At 68.9% G+C, this 24,085-nt stretch carries 24 protein-coding genes; 13 read left to right on the top strand and 11 right to left on the bottom strand.

Annotated features, from left to right (window positions below):
* Positions 1–3: 3 nt before the first annotated feature.
* Both ACIQF0_RS13815 and ACIQF0_RS13810 read right to left on the bottom strand, forming a co-directional pair.
* The gene (locus tag ACIQF0_RS13815) at positions 4–1,095 is read right to left on the bottom strand and encodes an NAD(P)H-dependent flavin oxidoreductase (protein WP_401028953.1); all 1,092 of its coding nucleotides are present in this window, start codon (positions 1,093–1,095) and stop codon (positions 4–6) included.
* A complete protein-coding gene (locus tag ACIQF0_RS13810) occupies positions 1,076–2,662 on the bottom strand; it encodes an acyl-CoA synthetase (protein ID WP_401028950.1) in 1,587 nt (528 codons plus the stop codon). Before ACIQF0_RS13810 ends, ACIQF0_RS13815 begins: the two co-directional genes overlap by 20 nt.
* Positions 2,663–2,736: 74 nt before the next feature.
* On the opposite strand from ACIQF0_RS13810, the gene ACIQF0_RS13805 reads away from it, so the two are divergent.
* The 3 genes from ACIQF0_RS13805 (at position 2,737) to ACIQF0_RS13795 (ending at position 5,314) form a co-directional block, all read left to right on the top strand.
* Positions 2,737–3,528, top strand: a complete 792-nt coding sequence (locus ACIQF0_RS13805; RefSeq protein ID WP_330275067.1) for a crotonase/enoyl-CoA hydratase family protein — start codon at positions 2,737–2,739, stop codon at positions 3,526–3,528.
* A gap of 94 nt (positions 3,529–3,622) precedes the next feature.
* The gene (locus ACIQF0_RS13800) at positions 3,623–4,387 is read left to right on the top strand and encodes a hypothetical protein (protein ID WP_401028946.1); all 765 of its coding nucleotides are present in this window, start codon (positions 3,623–3,625) and stop codon (positions 4,385–4,387) included.
* Between the two features lie 204 nt (positions 4,388–4,591).
* Positions 4,592–5,314 carry an HAD family hydrolase gene (locus ACIQF0_RS13795; protein ID WP_401028943.1) on the top strand — a complete coding sequence of 241 codons (723 nt, stop codon included), beginning with the start codon at positions 4,592–4,594 and terminating at the stop codon, positions 5,312–5,314.
* Here ACIQF0_RS13795 and kstD read toward each other — a convergent pair.
* From kstD to ACIQF0_RS13775, 4 genes are read right to left on the bottom strand one after another with little or no spacing between them, the layout of a single operon-like run.
* Positions 5,311–7,017, bottom strand: coding sequence for a 3-oxosteroid 1-dehydrogenase (kstD, locus tag ACIQF0_RS13790; protein ID WP_401028940.1), 1,707 nt, complete (start codon positions 7,015–7,017; stop codon positions 5,311–5,313). The two genes, ACIQF0_RS13795 and kstD, sit on opposite strands and share 4 nt — an antisense overlap.
* A complete protein-coding gene (locus ACIQF0_RS13785) occupies positions 7,014–7,466 on the bottom strand; it encodes a pyridoxamine 5'-phosphate oxidase family protein (protein ID WP_401028937.1) in 453 nt (150 codons plus the stop codon). The genes kstD and ACIQF0_RS13785 overlap by 4 nt, the downstream gene beginning before the upstream one ends.
* Positions 7,459–8,973 (bottom strand): acyl-CoA synthetase, encoded by a 1,515-nt coding sequence (locus tag ACIQF0_RS13780; RefSeq protein ID WP_401028934.1) that lies wholly within the window; start codon positions 8,971–8,973, stop codon positions 7,459–7,461. Before ACIQF0_RS13780 ends, ACIQF0_RS13785 begins: the two co-directional genes overlap by 8 nt.
* A 25-nt stretch (positions 8,974–8,998) precedes the next feature.
* Positions 8,999–10,027, bottom strand: a complete 1,029-nt coding sequence (locus ACIQF0_RS13775) for an LLM class F420-dependent oxidoreductase (RefSeq protein ID WP_401028931.1) — start codon at positions 10,025–10,027, stop codon at positions 8,999–9,001.
* Positions 10,028–10,072: 45 nt separating this feature from the next.
* On the opposite strand from ACIQF0_RS13775, the gene ACIQF0_RS13770 reads away from it, so the two are divergent.
* Genes ACIQF0_RS13770 through ACIQF0_RS13750 form a run of 5 tightly spaced genes read left to right on the top strand, consistent with a single transcriptional unit; the run spans position 10,073 to position 14,516 of the window.
* Complete coding sequence (locus ACIQF0_RS13770; RefSeq protein WP_401028928.1) at positions 10,073–11,017, top strand: Zn-ribbon domain-containing OB-fold protein; 945 nt, start codon at positions 10,073–10,075, stop codon at positions 11,015–11,017.
* A 7-nt stretch (positions 11,018–11,024) separates the two neighbouring features.
* Positions 11,025–12,080, top strand: a complete 1,056-nt coding sequence (locus ACIQF0_RS13765) for a thiolase domain-containing protein (protein ID WP_401028925.1) — start codon at positions 11,025–11,027, stop codon at positions 12,078–12,080.
* On the top strand, positions 12,080–13,222 hold the full coding sequence (locus ACIQF0_RS13760) for a thiolase domain-containing protein (protein ID WP_401028922.1): 1,143 nt from the start codon (positions 12,080–12,082) through the stop codon (positions 13,220–13,222). The genes ACIQF0_RS13765 and ACIQF0_RS13760 overlap by 1 nt, the downstream gene beginning before the upstream one ends.
* The gene (locus ACIQF0_RS13755) at positions 13,219–14,079 is read left to right on the top strand and encodes a TIGR03619 family F420-dependent LLM class oxidoreductase (protein WP_360039207.1); all 861 of its coding nucleotides are present in this window, start codon (positions 13,219–13,221) and stop codon (positions 14,077–14,079) included. Before ACIQF0_RS13760 ends, ACIQF0_RS13755 begins: the two co-directional genes overlap by 4 nt.
* Positions 14,076–14,516 (top strand): nuclear transport factor 2 family protein, encoded by a 441-nt coding sequence (locus ACIQF0_RS13750; RefSeq protein WP_360039210.1) that lies wholly within the window; start codon positions 14,076–14,078, stop codon positions 14,514–14,516. Before ACIQF0_RS13755 ends, ACIQF0_RS13750 begins: the two co-directional genes overlap by 4 nt.
* Before the next feature lie 51 nt (positions 14,517–14,567).
* Here the strand turns inward: ACIQF0_RS13750 and ACIQF0_RS13745 are convergent, their stop codons facing one another.
* Complete coding sequence (locus ACIQF0_RS13745; RefSeq protein ID WP_401028917.1) at positions 14,568–15,794, bottom strand: cytochrome P450; 1,227 nt, start codon at positions 15,792–15,794, stop codon at positions 14,568–14,570.
* Between the two features lie 121 nt (positions 15,795–15,915).
* Here ACIQF0_RS13745 and ACIQF0_RS13740 point away from each other — a divergent pair, with 121 nt between their 5' ends.
* Entirely contained in the window at positions 15,916–17,043 is a 1,128-nt protein-coding gene (locus ACIQF0_RS13740; protein ID WP_330275056.1) for a steroid 3-ketoacyl-CoA thiolase, read from the top strand.
* On the opposite strand, the gene ACIQF0_RS13735 is transcribed toward ACIQF0_RS13740, so the two are convergent.
* From ACIQF0_RS13735 to ACIQF0_RS13725, 3 genes are read right to left on the bottom strand one after another with little or no spacing between them, the layout of a single operon-like run.
* Positions 17,027–17,968, bottom strand: coding sequence for a hypothetical protein (locus tag ACIQF0_RS13735; protein ID WP_401028913.1), 942 nt, complete (start codon positions 17,966–17,968; stop codon positions 17,027–17,029). The two genes, ACIQF0_RS13740 and ACIQF0_RS13735, sit on opposite strands and share 17 nt — an antisense overlap.
* A gap of 10 nt (positions 17,969–17,978) precedes the next feature.
* Positions 17,979–18,833 (bottom strand): SDR family oxidoreductase, encoded by an 855-nt coding sequence (locus tag ACIQF0_RS13730; RefSeq protein WP_401028910.1) that lies wholly within the window; start codon positions 18,831–18,833, stop codon positions 17,979–17,981.
* Positions 18,830–19,591 carry an SDR family oxidoreductase gene (locus tag ACIQF0_RS13725; protein WP_401028907.1) on the bottom strand — a complete coding sequence of 254 codons (762 nt, stop codon included), beginning with the start codon at positions 19,589–19,591 and terminating at the stop codon, positions 18,830–18,832. Before ACIQF0_RS13725 ends, ACIQF0_RS13730 begins: the two co-directional genes overlap by 4 nt.
* Before the next feature lie 63 nt (positions 19,592–19,654).
* On the opposite strand from ACIQF0_RS13725, the gene ACIQF0_RS13720 reads away from it, so the two are divergent.
* The 4 genes from ACIQF0_RS13720 to ACIQF0_RS13705 are packed head-to-tail and all read left to right on the top strand — an operon-like array spanning position 19,655 to position 22,950.
* The gene (locus ACIQF0_RS13720; RefSeq protein WP_401028904.1) at positions 19,655–20,422 is read left to right on the top strand and encodes an enoyl-CoA hydratase family protein; all 768 of its coding nucleotides are present in this window, start codon (positions 19,655–19,657) and stop codon (positions 20,420–20,422) included.
* On the top strand, positions 20,397–21,194 hold the full coding sequence (locus tag ACIQF0_RS13715) for a CoA transferase subunit A (protein WP_401028901.1): 798 nt from the start codon (positions 20,397–20,399) through the stop codon (positions 21,192–21,194). The genes ACIQF0_RS13720 and ACIQF0_RS13715 overlap by 26 nt, the downstream gene beginning before the upstream one ends.
* Positions 21,191–21,904, top strand: a complete 714-nt coding sequence (locus ACIQF0_RS13710) for a CoA-transferase subunit beta (protein WP_401028898.1) — start codon at positions 21,191–21,193, stop codon at positions 21,902–21,904. Before ACIQF0_RS13715 ends, ACIQF0_RS13710 begins: the two co-directional genes overlap by 4 nt.
* On the top strand, positions 21,901–22,950 hold the full coding sequence (locus ACIQF0_RS13705; RefSeq protein ID WP_401028896.1) for an NAD(P)H-dependent flavin oxidoreductase: 1,050 nt from the start codon (positions 21,901–21,903) through the stop codon (positions 22,948–22,950). Before ACIQF0_RS13710 ends, ACIQF0_RS13705 begins: the two co-directional genes overlap by 4 nt.
* Here ACIQF0_RS13705 and ACIQF0_RS13700 read toward each other — a convergent pair.
* Positions 22,934–24,064, bottom strand: a complete 1,131-nt coding sequence (locus ACIQF0_RS13700; RefSeq protein ID WP_401028893.1) for an acetyl-CoA C-acetyltransferase — start codon at positions 24,062–24,064, stop codon at positions 22,934–22,936. The two genes, ACIQF0_RS13705 and ACIQF0_RS13700, sit on opposite strands and share 17 nt — an antisense overlap.
* Positions 24,065–24,085 lie beyond the last annotated feature (21 nt).

The raw sequence follows: 24,085 nt of genomic DNA, 5'->3' as shown, positions 1-24,085 counted from the left end.
GGCTCAGCGGGACAGCTTCGTCAGCCTCTCGACCGTCTCCCCGTACTCGCGAAGCAGATCCGCCATCACGTCCGCGACCGGGCGCACGTCGTTCATCCGCCCGACGATCTGCCCGACCGGCATCGACACCACGGACGGGTCGTCGGACCGGGCGATCCGCAGGTGCGCCTCGCTCACCAGGATGTTCTGCAACGGCATCGGCAACGGGTCCGGGGCGCCCGGCTCGGCCCACGCCTCGGTCCACCGCGTCTTCAGCAGCCGAGCGGGTTTGCCGGTGTAGACGCGGGTGCGGACGGTGTCACTGGAACCGGCGGCGAGCAACGCCTCCTTCGTGCTGGTGTTCCCCAGCGTGTACTCGGTCGTGGTGAGCCAGTACGAACCCATCCACACGCCGGAGGCGCCCAACGCCATCGCCGCGGCGGCCTGGCGTCCTGAGCCGATCCCACCGGCGGCGAGCACCGGGACGTCCACCGCGTCCACGATCTCCGGCACGAGCACCATCGACGCGACCTCACCGGTGTGGCCGCCGGCCTCGTAGCCCTGCGCCACCACGATGTCGACGCCGTTGGCCACGTGCCGGCGCGCGTGCTCCGCCTTGCCCGCCAGCGCGGCGACCGGAACTCCGGCCGCGTGCACCCGTTCGATGACGTCGGTGGGTGGTGAGCCCAGGGCGTTCGCAATGAGCCGGATCGGGTGTTCCAGCGCCACGTCGACGTGCGATCGAGCGACCGAGTGCAGCCAGCCGAGCACGCCCTCGCCGCCCTCGCCTTCGGGCAGCGGGGGCACGCCGAGCTTGAGCAGCGTCTGTTGCACGAACTCCTTGTGGCTCTGCGGAATGAGTCCGGCCAGGTCGATCTGCGTGCCTTCCTTCGGCACGGTGGCGGGCATGACGATGTCGACGCCGTACGGCTTGCCGTCGGTGTTCTCGTCCATCCACGTCAACGCGCGGTCGAGGTCTTCCGCGTCGTTGAACCGCACGCATCCGAGGACTCCGAGCCCACCCGCCCTGCTGATCGCCGCCGCGACGTGCTCGGACGGCGTGAAGCCGAAGACGGGGTGCTCGATGCCCAGCTCGTCACACAGGCTGGTGCGCATGGTCCTCCACGTGGCGCTTCGCCCACTGGTAGTCGGGTTTGCCGCTCGGGGTGCGGCCGATCTCGCCGACGAGCCACAACGACCGCGGCACCTTGTAGCCCGCCAGGGTCTCGCGCACGTGAGCGTCCAGTTCGGACAGTGTCGGCGTCGCGCCGTCGCGTGGCTGGATGATCGCGCCGACCCGTTGGCCGAGCAGGTCGTCCGGGATGCCGATCACGAGCGCGTCGAACACGTCCGGATGCGACTTCAGCACTCCCTCGACCTCTTCCGGGAACACCTTTTCGCCGCCGGTGTTGACGCAGGTGTTGCCGCGCCCCAGCAACGTGATGTCGCCGTCCTCCTCGAACCGGGCGAAGTCGCCGGGCACCGTGAACCGCTTGCCGTCGACCTCGACGAACATCCGCGCGGTCTTCTCGGGGTCCTTGTAGTAGCCGATCGGGATGTGCCCGCCGCGCGCCAGCTTGCCGATGACGCCGGGCACCGGTTCGAGCTTGTTGCCGTCCTCGTCGATGACGATGGTGTCCTCGTTGAGCTTCACCTTGGTGCCGTCGGTCTTCACGATCTCCTTGGGCACCGCGCCGATGCCGGTGGACCCGGTCTCGCTCGACCCGATCGACTCCAGCAGTGTCGTATGCGGCAGGAGCTCCTGGTACTGCCTCTTGACGGTGTAGGAGAACAGGGCGGCGCTGCTGTTGAGGATGAACAACGACGAGCCGTCGTAGGAGCCGCGCTGGAACTCCTCGATCAACGGCCGGCCCATCGCGTCGCCGGTGATGGCGGCGACCTGAACCTTTTCCCTTTCGATCACCTGCCAGATCTCGACGGGATCGAACTTGGGCACCAGCACCACCGTGCTGCCGCTGAACAACGCGCCGAGCACGGCCCACTGCGCCGCGCCGTGGATCAACGGCGGCAGGCACAGTCGCACCAGCCCGTAGTCCTTGCCGGACTTGGCCTGCTGCCACTCGTCCGTCAACCGCTCGCCGGTCACGAAGTCGATGCCGCCGCCGAGCGTGCGCCACACGTCCTCGTGCCGCCACATCACGCCCTTGGGCATGCCGGTCGTGCCGCCGGTGAACAGGATGTAGAGGTCGTCCGGGCTGCGCGGCTCGAAGTCCCGCTCGGGTGACTCCTCGGCCAGCGCGGTCTCGTAGTCGGCGCCGGCGAAGGATTCCTCCGTCTCGTCGTCGATCACGACCGAGTGGCCGGGGACGCCGACCTCCGCGACCAACGGCGAGTACCGCCGATCGTGTACGAGTGCCTTCAGATCCGCTTCCCCGAACAAGTACTGCAACTCGTTCTTGGTGTAGCGGTAGTTCACGTTGATGGCCACGGCGCGCAGCTTGAAGACCGCGAGCATGGCCTCGACGAGCTCGATCGAGTTGCGCGCGTAGAGCCCCACGTGCGCACCCTGTGTCACGCCGTTCTTTGCCAGGTGGTGAGCCAGTTTGTTGGCTCGCGCCTCAAGTTCGGCGTAGGTGACCCTCTTGGACCCGCACACGAGCGCGGTCCGGTCGGGCACGGTGTCGGCGGCGTGTTCAACGAGGTCTGCGACGTTGAGGGCCATGGTGAGCAAAGTAGAACGTGTTACTGTTCTCGACAATCCCCCGTGCGGTCAGACTCGATCCAGGAGGCGCGTGAATGACGACCACGACGGAACCACATGCGTTGGTGGACTTGGTCGGCAACGTCCTGGTCGTCACGATGAACCGCCCGGAGGTTCGCAACGCGTTGTCCGGCCCGATGCTGGCCATCATGCGCGAGGCGTGGGACCGGGTGGACTCCGATCCGGACGTGCGAGTCTGCATCCTCACCGGCGCGGGCGGCTCGTTCTGCGCGGGCGCGGACCTGAAAGCCATGACGTCCAACCACCCCAGCGAGAACGCCGGCAAGTTCGACTTCTCCGTCATCGAACCACTGCTGAAAGGTCGTCGATTGACGAAACCGCTCATCGCGGCGGTGGAAGGACCCGCCGTAGCGGGCGGCACGGAAATCCTGCAGGCGACGGACATCCGCGTGGCCGGCGAGAGCGCGCGGTTCGGCGTCTCCGAGGCGCGCTGGGGCCTGTTCCCGCTGGGCGGCTCGGCGGTCCGGCTGCCGCGCCAGATCCCGTACACGGTGGCGGCCGACCTTTTGTTGACAGGACGGCACATTCGCGCGGCCGAGGCCAAGGAGATCGGGCTGATCGGCCACGTGGTGCCGGACGGTCAGGCGCTGGACAAGGCCATGGAACTCGCCGCGTTGATCACGGCCAACGGGCCGATCGCGGTCCAGAAGATCCTGCAGACCATGCGGGAGACCGAGGCCATGCACGAGAACGACGGGTTCAAAGTGGACGCTCGACTGGGCATGGAGGTGTTCTCCAGCGAGGACGCCAAGGAAGGACCCCGCGCCTTCTCCGAGAAGCGCAAGCCGGAGTTCAAGGGCCGGTAGACAGCTCCCGAACCAATTCGTTCGTGCCCGTAACACTTCGCGGGACTGCTCCGATCTGCGTATCAACATCCGCGGTCCGGGGCAGGTGCAGGTCTTGAAACACTCCGATCAGTCGGCCGAGAACGACATCAGCGGGGATGTCCACGGCACGTCGTTGCAGGCCACGTCGATGGGTGACGTGTACCTCGGCGAGCCGGCCAGGCCCCGCTGGCTCAAGGCGGTGCAGTACCTGGCCGCGCCCGCGGTGGCGGTCGTCGCGGGTGCCACGCTGACGGTCGTCCAGCTGGTGTCGCCGAACGAACCGATCACCGAGACACCGGTGGCCGAGGCGAGCTCCGTCCCGGTGGAGAACGGCGCGACAACGCCACCGCCTTCCGCAGCCGTCGCGCAGGCTCCCACCCCCATGGCCGGTGCGAACCGGCCGGTGCCGTCCGCTTCGACTCCACGCACGGCCGGCGGCACCGCGGTCACCGCCGCGCCCACGACGACGAGCAAGGCCGCCGTGGCCGCACCACTGAGCACCGGCGTGCGGTTCAGCGGCGAGCTGCGGTTCGGCAGCTTCCACCTGGACCCCGCCACCCCGCGCGACGTGCCGGAGTCGAACGTCTGGGCACTCACCCCGACCCGCCTGCACGGCGATCCCGGCTACTGGCTGGCGGAGTGGCACAGCGACGGCGTGCCGGGGCACCAGGAGTGCGTGGCCCACCTCGGGACGAACGCCACGCTGGACGCGGACAACGTGGTCGTGGGCAGCCGGGTCTGCGGGAAGACCCCCGAGGGCCGGATCTTCCGGATCGACGTCACCGCGTTGGACGGCAGCGCGATCACCGGCCAGGTCACCGTGTGGGAGTCGGCCTGAACCTCGCCCGGCACGGGACGGACGTGGTTAGTGGTGTGGCTCAGAACATTGCCGGGGGAATTCGCGGTCAGACGGGTGCATCGTGGTGCCGCCCCCACGTTCTCGTAATGGTTGTACGGGGGCGTGGGGGCGGTGCCGCGAGGCGCCCTGCTGAGCGCGAATTCCCCCGGCAACGTTCTGAGTCACGCCACTAGCATCGGATTCGTGAGACCTGTCGTCATCGTCGACCTCGACGACTGCCTGATCCCGGACGGCGCCGCCGCGCGTGCCGCCATCGCCGCCGTGCTGGACGAGTTCGCGATCACCGCGACCGAGCAGGCCGTCGACGCGGTGCTGGCCGCCGCCCGCCGGGAGTGGCGCGAGAACCGGCAGATCACCCATCGCGAGGTCGAACGGGTCGCGTCCTGGGAGGCGCTCTGGGCGGACTTCCACGAACTGCCGATGCCGCCCGAGACCGTGCGGGCGTTGGTGGGCAACGACGTGCGGGCGTGGCGGCTCGCTCTGGACGACCTGGGAAGTGCCGCCGACGCCGCAGAAGCCGCGTTGGCGTTCCGCAGGCTGCGCAGGGCTTTGGTGCGACCGTTCCCCGGTGTGGAGTCCGCATTGGACTCGCTGCGCGAACGCCACGAGCTGTGGCTCGCCACGGACGGCTGCCGGTCGCTCCAGCGCGCGAAGATACAGCTGTCCGGGCTGGGCGACCGGTTCGAGCGGGTGTTCGTCTCCGGTGAGGTCGGGCACCCGAAGGGCACCGCCGAGTTCACCGCGGCCGTCCGCACCGCGCTGACGGACGGCCGGACGGTATGTCTTGTCGCGGGCGACAGCACGACCACCGATCTCCTGCTCGCGGAGACCGGTGGCTGGCCGTTCGTGCAGATCACCGACGAGGTGCGGTTCGCGGACGTGCCCGCCCTCTGCCGCTGTTCCTAGACGTCGTTGGCCGCGATGTACCCGAACGTCATGGCGGGCCCGATCGTCGACCCCGCCCCGGCGTAGCTGTGCCCCATCACGGCCGAACTGACGTTGCCCGCCGCGTACAGCCCGGGAATCACCGAACCGTCCGGCCGCAGCACGCGCGCCCGCGCGTCGGTGACCAGGCCGCCCTTCGTGCCGAGGTCGCCGGGCACGATCTTGAAGGCGTAGAACGGCGGCGCCCACAACGGCGCGAGGCACGAGTTCGGGAAGACCGCGGGGTCCGTGTAGTAGTGGTCGTAGGCGCTGTCGCCGCGCTTGAAGTCGGGGTCGCGGCCCGTCATGGCCTGGCCGTTGAACCGGCTGACGGTCGACTTCAGGTTCGTCCCCGGGACGCCGATGGCCGAGGCCAGGCCGTCCAGGGACCAGTTCTTCACGACAGCGCCGGACTGGTACCAGCCGTCGGGCAGCGGCAGGGTCGGTGCCACGTCGGCGAACAGGTACCTGTTGCGGTAGTTCTGGTCCACGACGAGCCAGGCCGGGATGCACGGGTCGGCGGCGTTCTTGTCGTACATGACGTGCACGACGTCGCTGTAGGGCGCGGCCTCGTTGACGAACCGCTTGCCCGCCGCGTTGATCATCAGACCGCCGGGGAGCGTGCGTTCGGCGAGGCAGAAGTACGGGGAACCCGGCGTCGGGATGGCAGGGCCCCACCAGGCGTCGTCCATCAGGTCGAGCGCGGCGCCTGCGCGTTGGCCGGCGCGGTGGCCGTCGCCGGTGTTCTCCTTCGCGCCGACCGTCCACTGCGTACCGATCGGCTGGCGCTGGTACTGGGCACGCATCGCCGCGTTGTGCTCGAAGCCGCCGGAGCCCATGATCACGCCTCGGCGGGCACGCACCACGCCCCGTGACGTCAGCACTCCCTTGACGGCGCCGTTCTCCACGACCAGGTCTTCGAGGCCGGTGTTGAGCCACACCGGGACGTTCGCCTGCTGCAGCCCCGCCCGCAGACCACCGGCCAGCGCCTGACCCATCGTCAGAGGTTTCTGGCCGGCGAGAGCGGCTGCCGTGCCTCGCGCCAAGGCCGCCGCGGCCGTGGCTGCGCCCTTCGCGTTGACCAGGGCCAGCGCCAGCCACTTGTAGTCGGCGCCGTAGATGACCATGCCCGCCGGGGTGGCGAGGTAGGGCGCGTTCAGGTTCGCGAGTTCGGCACCGAGGATCCGGCCGTCGATCATCTCGGGCTCGATCGAGCGGCCCTTCGCGATGCCACCTGGGTATTCCGGGTAGTAGTCGCTGTAGCCGTCCATGTGCCGGAACCTCAGTGGACTGTTGCGCATGACGAACGAGATCATCTGCGGCCCGTGGGACAGGTAAGCCTGTTGCCGCACCAACGGGATGTCGCCGACGACCGCCGCCATGTACTGCGCGGCCTTCGCGGGCGTGTCCGGGATGCCGGCCGCGAGGATGACCTCGTTGTTGGGGATCCAGATGCCGGCACCGGACCGGGCGGCGGAACCGCCGTAGGTCGGCGCCTTCTCCACGACCACGCAGCTCAGTCCGCGCTTGGCCGCGGTGAGCGCGGCGGTCATGCCGGCCGCGCCGGCGCCGACCACCACGACGTCGAACTCGCCGAGGTCGGCGGAGGCCGGCGACGGTTTGACGAGTCCGGAGGCCAGTGCGAGACCGGCTCCGGCGAGCACCTGACGGCGGTTCAGGTTCACGGGTTCACTCCAGACATCGTCTTCCGGTGGTCCCAGCTGGCGGTCTTGGTCGGACGGAAGATCACGGCGGCGCGCCTCGACATGGCCTTGCGCAACGCCTCACGAGCATCGGGATCGTCGCCGACCTCGCCGAAGTTGCGCGCCACCACGGCGTCCACGACAGGGCCGAGCTCGGTGAACTCGGTGACGCCCTCCATGTGCACGCCGCGCAACTGGTCGTAGGTCTTCCCCGCCTCGGCCAGCACGCTGCACCGCGGATCCCGTTGCAGGTTCACGATCTTCTGCGACTTGCGGTCGGTGCAGAACACGAGTGCGCCGTCCACCCACGCGAACCACATCGGTGCGAGGTGCGGCAACCCGTTGCGGCCGATGGTGGCCACGATCAACGTCTTCTGCTCACCCAGAAAAGCCTCGACCTCTTCGGCCGACATCTTGATCGCGTCACGCACGGTCGCGCAGCTTTCGCTTGTACAGCTTGCCGTTCGGGTCGCGCGGCAACTCAGCCATGTACTCGATCGTGCGCGGCAGCTTGAACTTCGCGAGCCTCGAACGCGCGAACTCCAGGATCTCCTCCGTCAACGCCTCCGAAGCCTCAACGCCATCGGCGGGCTGCACGACGGCCTTGATCGCCTCGCCCCAGTCCGGATGCGGCACACCGAACACGGCCACGTCCGCGACCTTGGGATGGCAGATGAGCTCGCCCTCGATCTCCGCGGGGTAGATGTTCACACCACCGGAGATGATCATGTCGTTCTTGCGGTCGCACAGGAACAGGTAGCCGTCCTCGTCGAGATACCCGATGTCCTGCAACGTGAACAGCTTCCCCACGCGCGCGGCACGGGTCTTCTCCGCGTCCTTGTGGTACTCGAAGGTCGCGTCGCCCATCCGCATGTAGACCAGGCCCTGCTCACCGACCGGCAGCTCGGTGCCGTCCTCGCCCAGGATCTTGATCTCCGACGTCGGCCAGGGCAGCCCGACGGAACCCGGTTTGCGCAGCCATTCCTGCGCGGTGATCGCGGTGCCTCCGCCCTCGGTCGCCGCGTAGTACTCGATCACGACCGGCCCCCACCAGTCGAGCATCCGGCGCTTGACCTCCAGGGGGCAGGGCGCCGCACCGTGGATCATCGCGCGCAGCGAACCCATGTCGTACTTGGCTTTGACGTCATCCGGCAGCGCCAGGAGCCGATGGAACTGGGTCGGCACCATGTGGCTGTGGGTGACCTTGTGCCGTTCGATCAGCCGCAACATGTCCTCGGGCGCCCAGTGGTCCATCAGGACGGCGGCGTGGCCGAGCTGGATCGAGATGACGACGAAGTTCAGCACCGCCGTGTGGTAGAGCGGTGACCCGCACAGGTGCACGTGCCCGTCGTGCGGCTTGATCCCGAAGATGCCGAAGAACCAGGGGGCGGACGGCGGCACGACGTCGGGGTCGGCGCCGGTCAACGGCCTGCGCACACCCTTGGGCCGGCCGGTCGTGCCGGAGGTGTAGAGCATCGGCGACCCGGTGGTGCGCCCCTCGGGACGGCCTTCCTCTCCCGCACCGAGTTTGGCCAGCGGCTCGAAGTCCGGGATGTCCCCGACCGCGAACCGCGCGGTGGCGGGCAAGCTGGCCGAAGCCTCCACCGCGGCGGCCGCGAACCGTTCGTGCGCGACGAAAGCCTTCGCTCCGCTGTCCTGCACGAGGTACCCGACCTCGGCCCCGGTCAGGTGCCAGTTGGCCATCACGACGTAGAGGCCGGTCTGGAAGGCGGCGAAGTACACCGACACCAGGTCGGCGCTGTTGGGCAGCATCAGCACGATGCTGTCGCCGGGTTCGAGGCCCAGGGCCCGGAACCCGCGTCCGTAGCGGTTCGCGGCGTCCGCGAGCTCCGAGTAGGTGATCTCTCGACCACTCGGATCGACCAGCGCGGTCAGGTCCGGCTGATCGGCGGCGATGTTCCAGAGTCCTGTGACCACACCCTCAAAGTAGAACGCGTTTCACCTACTGACAAGCCTCCGACAAGGCCTTGATCGAGGCAACGTCGCGGCATCCGACGAGCAGCGTCGTGACGCCCGCCTTCTCCCAGCGGCGAACCTCGTCGCGGACGTGCTCGGCGGTGCCGACGATGCTGATCTCGGCCACCAGCTCGTCCGGAACCACTTGCGCCGCCTCGTCCTTGCGGCCCGCCTGGAACAGCTCGCCGACGTCCCGGACGACCTCGCCGTATCCCATGCGGGTGAACACCTCGGCGTGGAAGTTCATCCCCGGCGCGCCCATTCCGCCGATGTACAAAGCGACGAACGGCTTCAGCATGGCGCGCACGGACGCCGGATCGTCCGTCACCACGACCTGACACGTGGCAGCGACCTCGAAGTTCTCCCTGCTACGACCCGATTTCGCGAACCCCTCGTCCAGCCACTCGTCGTACATGCCGGCGAGCCGCGGCGCGTAGTAGATGGCGAGCCACCCGTCCGCGATCTCCGACGTCAGCGCGACGTTCTTCGGACCCTCCGCACCGAGCCAAATGGGCAGGTCAGCGCGCAGCGGGTGGGTGATGGGCTTCAACGGCTTGCCCAGCCCCAGCGCACCGGGCCCCTGATAGGGCAACGGGTAGTGCGGGCCGTCGTTGCGGACCGGCGCCTCGCGGGCCATCACCTGCCGCAGGATCGACACGTACTCCCTGGTCCTGGCCAGGGGTTTCGCGAACGGCCGTCCGTACCAGCCCTCCACGACCTGCGGCCCGGACACGCCCAGACCGAGCACGAACCGGCCGCCGGAGAGGTGGTCCAGGGTCAGCGCGTGCATCGCGCAGGCAGCCGGTGTGCGGGCCGACATCTGCACGACGGACGTGCCGAGCCGCACGCGCGAAGTCTCGGATCCCCACCACGCCAGCGGGGTGAACGCGTCCGACCCCCACGCCTCGGCGGCGAACACCGCGTCGAAGCCGAATTCCTCCGCCGCCGCCACGAGTTCGGCGGCGTTCTGAGGCGGACCGGCGCCCCAGTACCCGAGCTGCAGACCGAGCTTCATGCCCTCATCTTGCCACCATTTCGAGAACCTGTTTCACTTTGATCTGTGACTCGGCCGCTGAGTGCTCCGCTCGACGTTGGCTTCGACTACACGCGCTCGCTCGGCCCGACGCTGGGCCGGTTCCTCTCGGATCTTCGCCGCCGCAAGGTGACCGGGATCCGGGGCAGTGACGGGCGCGTGCACGTTCCACCGCTCGAGTACGACCCCGTGACCGCCGAACGTCTCCACGAGTTCGTGGACGTGACGGCGACCGGTGTCGTGCGCGGGTGGTCGTGGATTCCCGAACCCCTCGAAGGACAGCCGCTCGACCGGCCGTTCGCTTGGGCGCTCATCCAGCTCGACGGCGCGGACACCTCGTTGCTGCACGCCGTCGACGCCGGTTCGCCGGACCAGATGGCGACCGGAACACGCGTGCGCGCAAGGTGGCGTCCGGAACGGGTCGGCGCGATCACCGACATCGAGTGCTTCGAGATCTCCGACGAGCCCGCCGACGAACCTGTCGACGCGGAAGCCGTCACGATGGTCACGACACCGGTGAACCTGCACTACACGCACTCGGCGTCGCCGACGGAGGACCCGTTCCTGCGCGGCCTCATGGAAGGCAGGCTGATCGCGCAGCGCTGCCCGGTGTGCGAGAAGGTCTACTTCCCGCCGCGCCCGGCCTGCCCCGTGGACGGCGTTCCGACGACGGACCAGATCGAACTGTCCGACCGCGGCACCATCACGACGTACTGCGTGGTCAACGTGCCGTTCCTCGGCCAGCGCATCCCGCCGCCGTACGTCTCGGCGTACGTGCTGCTCGACGGCGCGGACATCCCGTTCCTGCACCTGCTGCTCGGCGTCGCACCGGAGGACGTCCGGATGGGCATGCGCGTGGAGGCGGTCTGGAAGCCGCGCGAGGAGTGGGGCCCGACGATGCAGAACATCGACCACTTCAGGCCGTCCGGTGAGCCGGACGCGCCCTTCGACTCCTACTCCCAGCACCTGTGAGGCTCGCGTGCGTGACATTGCGGTAGTCGGCTTCGCGCAGACGCCCTGCGTGCGCGAGACCGACGGCACCACCAACGGTGTCGAGATGCTGGTGCCGATCTTCCACGAGGTGCTCGGCGGGCTCGGGCTCACCAAGACCGACATCGGGTTCTGGTGCTCCGGGTCCTCTGACTACCTGGCCGGGCGCGCGTTCTCGTTCGTCTCCGCGGTCGACGCGATCGGCGCCTTCCCGCCGATCGCCGAGTCGCACGTCGAGATGGACGCGGCCTGGGCGCTGTACGAGGCGTGGGTGAAGCTGCTCTGCGGTGAGATCGACACCGCCCTGGTCTACGGCTTCGGCAAGTCGTCGGCAGGTCAGCTGCGGCGGGTCATGGCCATGCAGCTCGACCCCTACCTCGTGACGCCGCTGTGGCCGGATTCCCTTGGCCTGGCCGGAATCCAGGCGCGGATGGGCATCGAGAACGGACTGTGGGACGAACGCGCGATGGCCGCAGTGGCCGCGCAGAGCCGTTCCGCCGCCCTCTCGAACCCCCTCGCCCAGCTGTCCGGCGAGGTCGACGCCGACGAGTTGCTGACCTTGCCGTACGTCGCGGATCCGTTGCGCCGTCACGACTGCGCGCCGATCACCGACGGTGCCGCGACGATCGTGCTGGCGGCCGGCGACAAAGCCCGCGAGCTGTGCGAACGACCGGCGTGGATCACCGGGTTCGAGCATCGGACGGACTCGCCGTCGTTCGGCACGCGCGACCTCACCACGTCGCCGTCGGCGGTGGCCGCGGGCAAGGCGGCGGGCACCGACGGCGTCCAGGTGGCGGAGCTGCACGCGCCGTTCACCCACCAGGAGATCCTGCTGCGCCAGGCACTCGGGCTCGGCGACGACGTGACCGTGAACCCGTCCGGCGGAGTGCTGGCGGGCAATCCGATGTTCGCGGCCGGGCTGGCACGGATCGGCGAGGCGGCCCGCCGGATCCACGACGGCTCGGCGACCAAGGTCCTCGGGCACGCCACCAGTGGCCCACTGCTCCAACAGAACCTCGTCTGCGTGATGGAAGGGCGGCAGTGATGCGACCGGCAGCAGTGGTCGGCGTCGGCCAGACGCACCACGCCGCGAAGCGCCTCGACGTGTCGATGGCGGGCTTGTGCCGTGAGGCGATCGACCGCGCGATGGCCGACGCCGGCGTGGACTGGTCCGACATCGACGCCGTGGTCCTCGGCAAGGCGCCGGACCTGTTCGAGGGCGTGATGATGCCCGAACTGTTCCTCGCCGACGCCCTGGGCGCGGTCGGAAAACCATTGCTGCGCGTGCACACCGCCGGTTCGGTCGGCGGCAGCACGGGCAACGTGGCGGCGTCGCTCGTCCAGTCCGGCGTGCACAACCGCGTACTGGCCGTGGCGTTCGAGAAGCAGTCCGAGTCGAACGCGATGTGGGCGCTGTCCGTCCCGACGCCGTTCACCATGCCGGTGCACGCGGGTGCGGGCGGCTACTTCGCACCGCACGTGCGCTCGTACATCCGCCGAGCCAGCGCTCCCGAGCACATCGGCGCGATGGTCGCGGCCAAGGACCGGCGCAACGGCGCCAAGAACCCCTACGCGCACCTCAAACAACCGGACATCACCGTCGAGTCGGTGCAGGCCTCCACCATGCTGTGGGACCCGATCCGCTACGACGAGACGTGTCCGTCGTCGGACGGTGCCTGCGCGGTGGTGATCAGTGCGGAACCCACGTCGGGCCAGGCCGCCTGGATCCGCGCGGCCGCGATGCGCACCGAGCCCACGACGTTCGCCGGACGCGACCAGGTCAACCCGCAGGCCGGTCAGGACGCGGCTCGCGCGCTGTGGAAGCAGGCGGGCATCACCGACCCGCTGTCCGAAGTGGACGCCGCCGAGATCTACGTGCCGTTCTCCTGGTTCGAGCCGATGTGGCTCGAGAACCTCGGCTTCACCGACATCGGCCAGGGCTGGAAGCTCACCGAGGCCGGCGAGACCGAGATCGGCGGGCGCCTGCCGGTGAACCCGAGCGGCGGCGTGCTCTCGTCCAACCCGATCGGCGCCTCCGGTCTGCTGCGCTTCGCCGAAGCCGCCATGCAGGTCATGGGCACCGCGGGAGACCACCAGGTCGACGGCGCGCGGGTCGCGCTGGGCCACGCGTACGGCGGCGGTTCGCAGTTCTTCGCCATGTGGGTCGTAGGATCGGAGAAGCCGTGAAGTTCACCGTCGGTATCGCCATGAGCCCGCTCGACCAGCTGACCGAGCTGGCCCAGTGCGCCGAGGAGTGCGGCTACGCCTCGATCGCGCTGCCGGACTCGCTCTTCTTCTCGGAGAAGGTGTCCGCGGACTACCCGTACACCCCGGACGGTTCCCGCATGTGGAACGCCGACACCCCGTGGGTCGACCCGTTCGTCGCCGCCGCAGCGATGGGCGCCGTGACGTCCCGGATCAACTTCTACACGCAGGTCCTGAAACTGGGCTCCCGCAACCCACTCCTGCTGGCCCGCCAGGTCGGGTCGGTCGCGCACATGACCGGCAACCGGTTCGGGTTCGGCGTCGGACTCGGCTGGTCGCCGGAGGAGTTCGAGTGGTGCGGCGTGCCGTACAAGAACCGCGGCCCGCGCGTGGACGAGATGATCGACGTGCTGAAGCTCGTGCTCGGCGGCGGGATGGTCGAGTACCACGGCGACTACTTCGACTTCGACCGGCTGCAGATGTCGCCGGCCCCCACGTCGCCGGTGCCGTTCTACGTCGGTGGCCACTCCGCCGCCGCGTTGAAGCGCGCGGCCCGCGTCGGTGACGGCTGGACGTCGGCAATGATCAAGTTCGAGGAGCTCAAGTCGGTCATCGCGCAGCTCGACGACCTCGGCTGCTTCGAAAGGCCGTTCGAGATCCAGGCCGTGTGCATCGACCGGTTCGGGCTCGACGGCTACAAGCAGCTCGACGAGATCGGCGTGACCGACACGATCGTCGTGCCGTGGCTGTTCTACGGCGTCGGCTTCGACGGCAGCCTGCAGGCCAAGAAGGACGGACTTCGGCGCTTCGCCGACGAGGTGATCGGAGAGTTCGCGTGACCGCAGTTACCTGGACGGCGTCCAAGACCGAAACCCCCGCCCGCGTGGCGTCCTGGCGTTCGATGGAGGCCGTGTCGAGCGGTCTCAAGGAAGACTGGCTGGCCCTGTTCGCCGAGGACGCCGTCGTCGAGGACCCGGTGGGCCCGTCGATGTTCGACGCCGAGGGCAAGGGCCATCACGGCAAGGAGGCGATCGCCGCCTTCTGGGACCTCGCGATCGCCAACGTCGAACGCTTCGAGTTCGCGATGCACGACTCGTTCGCGGCCGGTTCCGAGTGCGCCAACGTGGGCACGATCAGCGCGTTCCTGCCCGGCGGGGCGCGTGTGGACACCGAGGGCGTGTTCGTCTACAACGTGGGCGAGGACGGGCTGATCAAGTCGATGCGGGCGTTCTGGGAGACGGAACGGGCGATGGCCACCCTGCGCGTCGAGTCGTAGCGGACATGAGTGAGGGCCCCTCCGCGACACCGGAGGGGCCCTCGGTCTTTCTCACGAGTACTGGACTCGGAACTCCTTGATCCCGTTCAGCCAGCCCGAACGCAGCCTGCGCGGCTCCGCGACCTGCTTGATGTTCGGCATGGCGTCGGCGATCGCGTTGAAGATCAGGTCGATCTCCAGGCGGGCCAGGTTCGCGCCGATGCAGAAGTGCGCGCCGCTGCCGCCGAACCCGAGGTGCGGGTTGGGGTCGCGCAGGATGTCGAACTTCTGCGGGCTGTCGAAGACGTCCTCGTCGAAGTTCGCCGAGGAGTAGAACATGCCGACCCGCTGGCCCTGCTTGATCTCCACGCCGCTCAGTTCGGTGTCGGCCATCGCGGTGCGCTGGAACGACACGACCGGGGTGGCCCAGCGGACGATCTCGTCGCCGGTGGTGGTGGGCCTGGAGTCCTTGTACAGCTCCCACTGCTCGGGGTGGTCGAGCAACGCCTTCATGCCGTGCGTGATGGCGTTGCGCGTGGTCTCGTTGCCGGCCACGGCGAGCAACAGCACGAAGAAGCCGAACTCCTCCGACGCGAGCCCTGCGCCGTCCACGTCCGCCTGGACGAGCTTGGTGACGATGTCCTGGCGCGGGCACTTGCGGCGGTCCTCTGCCATCGTCCACGAGTAGCCGAGCAGTTCCGTGGCGGCGGTGAGCGGTTCGATCTCGAACTCTGGGTCGTCGTAGGCGATCATCTGGTTGGACCAGTCGAAGATCTTGCGGCGGTCGTCCTGCGGGATGCCGATCAGCTCCGCGATGGCCTGCAACGGCAGTTCGCACGCGACGTCCGAGACGAAGTCGCCGGTGCCCTTGTCCAGCGCCTCCGCCACGATCCGCTCTGCTCGTTCGGCCAGCGCGTCACGCAGGCTGTTCACGGCTCGGGGCGTGAACCCGCGCGAGACGATCGCGCGCTGTTTCGTGTGCGTCGGCGGGTCCATGTTGAGCAGGAGCAGCCGCTGCATCTCGATGTTGTCGCGCGGCATGTCGTCCTTGAACCGGATGATCGCCGTGTTCTCGCGGCTGGAGAACAGCTCGCTGTTGCGCGAGACCTCCTTGACGTCGTGGTGCTTCGTCACCACCCAGAAGCCCTCGTCGGGGAACCCGCCCTTGCCCAGCGGCTTGGAGTTCCACCAGATCGGCGCGGTCTGGCGCAGTTCGGCGAACTCCTCGAACGGCAGCCGGCTCGCGTACATGTCGGGGTCGGTGAAGTCGAAGCCTTCCGGGATGCGCGGCTTGCTCACAGGCACCTCCTAGGTGGAACGCGTTCTATCCGATTCAAACACGGTTGCGCCTTGTGTTGAAGCCCCCATGCGGCCAATCTGGAGCCATAGAGGAACGTGTTCTAGTTTCCAGGAGGCTCGCGTGGGCAGTCCGGTGATCGTGGGAGCGGTGCGCACGCCCATCGGCAGGCGCAACGGCTGGTTGTCCGGCCTGCACGCCGCCGAGCTCCTCGGTGCGGCACAACGAGGTCTTCTTGACAGGACGGGTCTCGATCCGTCCACTGTCGAACAGGTCATCGGCGGCACCGTCACCCAGGCGGGCGAGCAGTCGAACAACATCACCAGGACGGCCTGGCTGCACGCGGGCCTGCCGCAGACCACCGGCTGCACCACCGTCGACGCCCAGTGCGGCTCGGCCCAGCAGTCCACGCACCTCATCGCGGGTCTCATCGCGGCGGGCGCCATCGACGCCGGCATCGCGTGCGGGGTCGAGGCGATGAGCCGGGTGCCGTTGCGCAGCAACATCGGCGAGACCGGCATGCCACGTCCCGACTCGTGGACCATCGACCTGCCCAACCAGTTCGTGGCCGCCGAACGCGTCGCGGAACGGCGTGGCATCGGACGCGAGGAGGTCGACCGGTTCGGCGTCCAGTCGCAGAACCGCGCTCGGGCGGCGTGGGCGGCGGGCCGGTTCACCGCCGAGGTGGTTCCGGTGAAGGTCGGCGAGGAACTCGTGGACACCGATCAGGGCCTGCGGGAGACCTCGCTCGAAGCGTTGGCGGCGTTGAAGCCCGTCGTGCCGGACGGCGTGCACACGGCCGGGACCTCGTCGCAGATCTCGGACGGCGCGTCCGCGGTGATGGTCGTGGACGAGGAGTTCGCACGGGCGCACGGGCTCAAGCCGCGCGCACGGATCGTCACGCAGTGCCTGGTCGGATCAGACCCGTACTACCACCTGGACGGGCCGGTCGACGCCACCGCGCGGTTGCTGAAGCGCAGCGGGATGAAGATGGCGGACATCGACCTGTTCGAGGTCAACGAGGCGTTCGCGTCCGTCGTGCTGTCGTGGGCGGCGGTGCACCGGCCGAACCTGGACCGGGTCAACGTCAACGGCGGCGCCATCGCGATCGGTCACCCCGTGGGCAGCTCCGGAACGCGGTTGATCACGACCGCGCTGCACGAGCTGGAGCGCAGGGACGCTTCCACCGCGTTGATCACGATGTGCGCGGGCGGCGCCATGGCGACCGGCACGATCATCGAACGGATCTGAGGTCCTCGACCGGATACGGAGTCCGCCGGCTCTCGTGCTGGAACCGGCGGTAGAAGTCCTTCATCACCGCGGCGACGTCGTTGTGGCGGTGCAGGACCGCCGCGACCCGTGGCGGAACTCCCTGCGAGCGCAGCTGGTACGCGAACCACATCACCAGGTGCGTGACGGTGTAGTGGCGGTCGTAGTCCTGGTTCTCGGCGAAGAACGCGATCTCCTCCCCGGACAGGTCGAACCGGGAGGAGATCGCGAGGCCGTAGTCGGCGAAGTACAGGCGTTCGCCGTCGGTCAGGATGTTCTGGAAGTGGCCGTCGAAGTGCAGCAGGCCGCGGGAGTTCATGAACTCCACCCCGGCCGCCATCTCGCGTTCGACCATCTCGCAAGCGCTTTCGAGGTCTTCCTGGCTGTTCAGCCAGTCGTGCAGGTTGTGCGGGAAGCACTCCAGGAACAGCGTGATGCTCGCGGTGGACTCCCGCAACGCCTCGATGCGGGGCCTCACCTCCGGTCCCCAGTAGTCGACCGCCCTGTCCAGTTCCTCGGGAAGTTCCTGGGCCGACGGCAGGACCCGCCAGTGGTACGTCAGCGGAAAGCCCTCGTGCTCACCCGCCAGCACCCAGTCCGTCGTCATGGTGTGCACGGCCAGCTCACGCCAGGCGCCGAAGCCCGCCGACCCGACCAGCCCGACGCCGTAATGGGCGTGCACGGGCAGGTCGTAGAGGTTCGCCGTCGATCCGGCGTGCCGCAGCTCCAGGTCCGTCAGCGGCAGCCGCTTCACGAAGACCGGGATCCCGCCGACGTCCGCCACCGCCGTCGGCCCGCCGATTCCCGCCCCTCTCGGTTCGGCGCGGTCCACCAGTTCACCGAGTTCGCGGTCGCTGAGCTGCGACAAGGCTGCCGAGACGGTCCTGTAGGAGTCCAGACGGGTCACATGATCGAAGTTACTCGGCTCCGTAGACCGGCGTCGGGTGATCGTCGGCGACCAGCTTGCGGACGACGCTGCCCAGCTCGTCGGGCGACCAGCGCTCGCCCTTGTCGACCTCCGGCCCGCGCTGCCAGCCGTGCACGACGCAGACGCGGCCGCCGTCGACCTCGAACATCCGCCCGGTCACGTCCCCGGCCTCCTCGCTGCCGAGCCACACGACCAGCGGCGAGATGTTCTCCGGGGCCATCGCGTCGAACCCGTCCTCCGGCGCCGCCATCATGGTCGCGAACGTCGCCTCGGTCATCCGGGTGCGGGCGGCGGGGGCGATCGCGTTGACGGTGATCCCGTAGCGGGCCAGTTCGGCGGCCGCCACCAGGGTCATCGAGGCGATGCCCGCCTTGGCCGCCGAGTAGTTCGCCTGCCCGACGCTGCCGAAGATCCCGGCGCCGGACGACGTGTTGATCACCCGGCCGCTGACGGCGCCCCCGGCCTTGTGCACAGCACGCCAATGCGCGGCGGCGTGGTGCAGCGTGGCGAAGTGGCCCTTCAGATGAACACGGACGACCTCGTCCCACTCGTCCTCGGCGCAGCTCACGATCATGCGGTCGCGCACGATGCCGGCGTTGTTGACGAGCACGTCCAGTCCGCCGAACTCCGACACCGCGGCATCGATCAGCCGTTTCGCACCTGCCCAGGTGCCGACGTCGTCGGTGTTGACGACGGCCCTCGGCCCGATCAGCTCCGCCACCTCGCCCGCGACCGCCGCGGACAGGTCGTTCACCACGACCCGCGCGCCAGCCGCGCCGAACGCCAGCGCGTGGGCGCGGCCGATGCCCCGCCCGGCCCCTGTCACGATCACAACCCGGTTCATGAAGAGCCCCCATCGGCAGCGGTCAGGAACGCGGGTGCCTCTCCCCCGCCGTGCACGACCAAGGTCGCGCCGCTGACGTAGGACGCCAGCGGTGAAGCCAGGAACACCGCACACGCGCCGACCTCGTCCGGCGACGCGAGACGCCCCAACGGCACGGTCTTCGCCACGGCCTCGATCCCGGCCTCGGAGCCGTAGTGCAGATGCGACTGCTCCGTGCGCACCAGGCCCACGGCCAACGCGTTGACCCGCACCTTCGGCGCCCATTCGACGGCCAGCGACGAGGTCAGGTTGTCGAGCCCGGCCTTCGCGGCACCGTAAGCGGCGGTTCCGGGCGACGGACGCCGTCCGCTGACGCTGCTCACGTTCACGATCGACCCGCCGGAATCCTGCTTCCGCATGACCTCGTTCGCCGCCTGGGAAACCAGCAGGGGCGCCAGCAGGTTCAGCTCGACGATCTTGGCGTGGAACCGCGGCGAGGCCTTGTCCGCCAACGCGAACGGCGCCCCACCGGCGTTGTTGACCACGACGTCGAGCCGGCCGTGCTCGGCGACGATCCCGGACACCAAAGCGCCGACCTGATCGGCATCCCGCACGTCACAAGGCACGAACGACGCCCCGTCGACCTCCGCGGGACGCCGAGCACACGTCACGACGACGGCCCCGGCCGAGAGAAACGCACGGGTGATGCCGAGACCGACACCCCGCACGCCGCCCGTGACGAGGACGACTGCTCCGTCGAGGTCCAGTTCCACCAGCACCTACCCCGCTCGCTCCGGCACTGCTAAGTTACCAAGCAATCGCTTGGTTCGGAAGGCGGCTCCATGGGAATCTCCAGCAGCCACACCGAAAACGGCATCATCGAGGTCACCGTCGACTATCCCCCGGTGAACGCCATCCCGTCGCAGGGCTGGTTCGAGCTGGCCAAGGCCATCACGGCCGCGGGTGAGGACCCGGACGCCCGCGTGGTGATCCTGAGGGCCGAGAACCGCGGCTTCTGCGCGGGCGTCGACCTGAAGGAGATCCAGCGCGCCGAGGACTACAACGCCCTGGTCGCGGCCAATCGTGGGTGTGCCAAGGCTTTCGCGGCCGTGTACGACTGCGAGGTGCCGGTGATCGCCGCGGTGAACGGGTTCTGCCTCGGTGGCGGCGTCGGGCTGGTCGGCAACGCGGACATCATCGTCGCGTCCGACGACGCCACGTTCGGGCTGCCCGAGGTAGATCGAGGTGCACTCGGCGCGGCCACGCACCTGGCCCGGCTCGTGCCGCAGCACCTGATGCGGACGCTTTACTACACGGCCCGCAACGTCAGCGCGCAAACCCTGCACCACCACGGCAGCGTCGTCGAGGTCGTGCCGCGCGCACAGCTCGACGACGCGGCGCGCGAGATCGCCAAGGAGATCGCGAAGAAGGACACGTCGGTGATCCGCGCGGCCAAGGAGGCCATCAACGGCATCGACCCGCAGCGCGTGCACCAGAGCTACCGCTTCGAGCAGGGCTTCACCTTCGAACTGAACCTCACCGGCGTGTCGGACCACGCCCGGCAGGCCTTCCTGGACGGAAACCATGCGCGACAAGCGAATGACAGCTGACGAGGTCGTCGGCGAGATCAAGGACGGGATGACCGTCGGCATCGGCGGCTGGGGCTCGCGGCGCAAGCCGATGACCCTGCTCAAGACGTTGCTTCGATCCGAGGTCAAGGATCTGACGGTCGTGACCTACGGCGGCGCGGACGCAGGGTTGCTGTGCGCGGCGGGCAAGGTGCGCAAACTGGTCTACGGCTTCGTCTCGCTCGACTCGATCCCGTACGACCCGTGGTTCAAACGGGCGCGAGAGACCGCCGCGATCGAGGTCCTGGAGCTGGACGAGGGCATGTTCCAGACCGGGCTGCGGGCCGCCGGGCACCGGCTCCCGTTCCTGCCGATCAGGGCGGGCCTCGGTTCGGACGTGCTGAAGTACGCGCCCGAGCTCAAGACCGTGCGATCGCCCTACGACGACGGCGAGGAACTGGTCGCGATGCCGGCGTTGAAGCTCGACATCGCTCTCGTTCACCTGAATCGGGCGGACAAGCACGGCAACGCCCAGTACCTCGGGCCGGACCCGTATTTCGACGACCTGTTCTGCCTGGCCGCGGACCGGCGTTACGTCTCGTGCGAGCAGATCGTGGAGACGTTCGACGGGCCACCGCAGACGTTGCTGCTCAACCGGATGATGGTCGACGGCGTGGTGGAAGCACCGGGTGGGGCGGGGTTCACGAGCTGCGTCCCGGACTATCCCCGCGACGAGGCCCTTCAGCGCGAGTACGCCTCAGCGGCCACGGACCTGGAGCAGTGGCCGGAGTTCTACGAGAGGTTCCTGGGATGAGCGACATCACGCGAGCCGAAGTCTGCGTCGCCGCCTGCGCCGACCTGTTCCTCGGAGCCGGTGAGACGCTGGCCAGCCCGATGGGCCTCATCCCGTCCCTCGGCGCCAAACTGGCCCGCCTCACGACCGAGCCCGACCTGCTGCTGAGCGACGGCGAGGCGTTCCTGCTCACGCCCGAGTCCACTGTGGAGGGATGGCTGCCGTACCGGAAGGTGTTCGACGTCGTCGCGCACGGCCGCCGGCACGTCGTGATGGGCGCGAACCAGGTGGACAGGTTCGGCAACCAGAACATCTCCGCGATCGGCGACCACGCGCGACCCACCCGGCAGCTCCTGGGCTTCCGCGGCGCACCGGGCAACACGATCAACCACCGCACCAGCTACTGGGTGCCGCGGCACAGCACGCGCGTGCTGGTCGAGGCCGTGGACGTGGTGTCCGGCGTCGGCTACGACCGCGCCGTCGGGCCGTTCCACGACATCCACCGCGTGGTCACGAACCTCGCCGTGCTCGACTTCGCCACCCCGGACCACTCGATGCGCATCGTCTCCGTGCATCCGGGGGTGTCGGTCGACGAGGTCCAGAAGCAGACGTCGTTCCCGCTCGTCGCCGAGGACGTCACCGAGACGCGGCTGCCGACCGACGAGGAACTGGACCTGATCCGGACGAAGCTAGATCCGGGCAGCAAGCGGGACAAGGAAGTCCCGCAGTGAAGACCGCCTTGACTGAACTGGTCGGCGTCCGGCACCCGGTCGTGCAGACCGGCATGGGCTGGGTCGCGGGGCCACGGCTGGTCTCCGCGACCGCAGAAGCGGGCGGTCTCGGCATTCTCGCCTCGGCGACCATGACCTACGTCGAGCTCGAAGCCGCCATCAAGGAGACCCGCGCCCGCACGTCCGCGCCGTTCGGTGTGAACCTGCGAGCGGACGCCTCCGACGCGCCGGAGCGGATCGACCTGCTGATCCGCGAACAGGTGAAGGTCGCTTCCTTCGCGCTGGCCCCGAAACCGGACATGATCGCGAAGCTGAACGACGCCGGCGTCGTCGTGATCCCGTCGATCGGTGCGGCCAGGCACGCGGAGAAGGTCGCGAAGTGGGGCGCCCACGCCGTGATCGTGCAGGGTGGGGAGGGCGGCGGCCACACCGGTGGCGTGGCAACGACTTTGCTGCTCCCGAGCGTGCTGGACGCCGTCGACATCCCGGTGATCGCGGCCGGTGGCTTCTTCGACGGCAGGGGTCTCGCGGCGGCGCTCGCGTACGGCGCGGCTGGCATCGCGATGGGCACGAGATTCCTGCTCACCCAGGAGAGCACGGTCCCGGACGCGGTGAAACAGGCCTACCTTCAACGAGATCTGAACGGCACGGTCGTGACCACCCGCGTCGACGGCCTGCCGCACCGGGTCCTGCGGTCCGACCTCGTCGAGCACCTCGAGAAGTCCGGACGGGTCAGCAGTCTGGTGCGAGCGGTCAGCAACGCGGCCAAGTTCCGCAAGCACACCGGGCTGAGCTGGCGCGCGATGATCCGCGAGGGCCTGGCCATGAGACACGGCAAGGACCTCACCTGGTCGCAGGTGATCATGGCCGCGAACACGCCGATGCTGCTGCGCGCGGGCCTGGTCGAGGGCAGGACCGACGCGGGCGTGCTCGCGTCCGGTCAGGTCGCCGGACTGCTGGGCGACCTGCCGACGTGCGCGGAACTGATCGAGACCATCGTGAAGGACGCCGAGTCGGCGATCGACCGGCTCAGAGACGTTCGATGATCGTCACGTTCGCCTGACCGCCGCCCTCGCACATCGTCTGCAGCCCGAACCGGCCACCCGTCCGCTCCAACTCGTGCAGCAACGTCGTGAACAGCTTCGTGCCGGTCGCGCCGATCGGGTGGCCGAGCGCGAGCGCTCCCCCGTTGACGTTGACCTTCCCGAGGTCGATCTTGAGCTCCTTGGCCCAGGCCAGCGCCACCGACGCGAACGCCTCGTTGATCTCGAACAGGTCGATGTCCGAAATGGACATCCCGGCGCGTTCCAGCGCGTACCGGGTGGCCCGGATCGGCGCGGTCAGCATGTAGATCGGGTCGGAGCCGCGCGCTGACATGTGGTGCACGCGAGCCCGAGGCGTCAGCTTGTACTCGCGCACGGCCTGCTCCGACACCACCAGCACGGCCGAGGCACCGTCGGAGATCTGCGACGACAACGCCGCCGTCGTCCGGCCACCCGGTCGCAACGGTTGCAGCGCGGCCATCTTCTCGACGCTGGTGTCCGTGCGCGGGCATTCGTCGGCCGCGACACCGTTCACCGGCGCGATCTCGCGGTCGAACCGGCCTTCCTTGATCGCGGTGATCGCCCGCAGATGGCTCTGCAGCGCGAACTCCTCCATCTCGCGGCGCGACAGGTCCCAGCGCACGGCGATCAGGTCGGCCGCCCGGAACTGGTTGACCTCCTCGTCGCCGTAGCGGTGCTGCCAGCCCTCACACCCCTCGAACGGGCTGACGCTCATGGCCGACCCGATCGGCACCTGCGACATGTTCTGCACGCCGCCCGCGACCACGACGTCGGCCGTGCCGCTCATCACCGCCTGCGCCGCGAAGTGCAGCGCCTGCTGGCTCGACCCGCACTGCCGGTCGACCGTCACACCCGGCACCTGCTCCGGGAATCCCGCCGCCAGCCAGGACGTCCGCGCGATGTCACCCGCCTGCGGGCCGACCGTGTCCACGCACCCGAAGATCACGTCGTCCACGTCCGTCGGGTCGACGTCGACCCGGTTGAGCAGCGCCGTGATCACGTGCGCGCCGAGATCGGCGGGGTGCACGTGGCTCAGTTCGCCGCCACGCCTGCCCGCCGGAGTCCGCACAGCCTCGATGATGTACGCCTCGGCCACGAGGGCCCTCCTTCTACGGCT

The organism is Lentzea sp. NPDC092896 (assembly GCF_044754905.1).
Lineage (GTDB): Bacteria > Actinomycetota > Actinomycetes > Mycobacteriales > Pseudonocardiaceae > Lentzea.
Note: the sequence above shows the minus strand (reverse complement) of the source record. Positions and strands in the feature narration are given on the sequence as shown.

What these genes read in the sequence shown, in the direction of transcription:
- ACIQF0_RS13815 (WP_401028953.1), bottom strand. Translation starts at nt 1,095, where the DNA reads ATGCGCACCAGCCTGTGTGACGAGCTGGGCATCGAGCACCCCGTCTTC.
- ACIQF0_RS13810 (WP_401028950.1), bottom strand. Translation starts at nt 2,662, where the DNA reads ATGGCCCTCAACGTCGCAGACCTCGTTGAACACGCCGCCGACACCGTG.
- ACIQF0_RS13805 (WP_330275067.1), top strand. Translation starts at nt 2,737, where the DNA reads ATGACGACCACGACGGAACCACATGCGTTGGTGGACTTGGTCGGCAAC.
- ACIQF0_RS13775 (WP_401028931.1), bottom strand. Translation starts at nt 10,027, where the DNA reads ATGAAGCTCGGTCTGCAGCTCGGGTACTGGGGCGCCGGTCCGCCTCAG.
- ACIQF0_RS13760 (WP_401028922.1), top strand. Translation starts at nt 12,080, where the DNA reads ATGCGACCGGCAGCAGTGGTCGGCGTCGGCCAGACGCACCACGCCGCG.
- ACIQF0_RS13730 (WP_401028910.1), bottom strand. Translation starts at nt 18,833, where the DNA reads ATGAACCGGGTTGTGATCGTGACAGGGGCCGGGCGGGGCATCGGCCGC.
- ACIQF0_RS13720 (WP_401028904.1), top strand. Translation starts at nt 19,655, where the DNA reads ATGGGAATCTCCAGCAGCCACACCGAAAACGGCATCATCGAGGTCACC.
- ACIQF0_RS13715 (WP_401028901.1), top strand. Translation starts at nt 20,397, where the DNA reads ATGCGCGACAAGCGAATGACAGCTGACGAGGTCGTCGGCGAGATCAAG.
- ACIQF0_RS13710 (WP_401028898.1), top strand. Translation starts at nt 21,191, where the DNA reads ATGAGCGACATCACGCGAGCCGAAGTCTGCGTCGCCGCCTGCGCCGAC.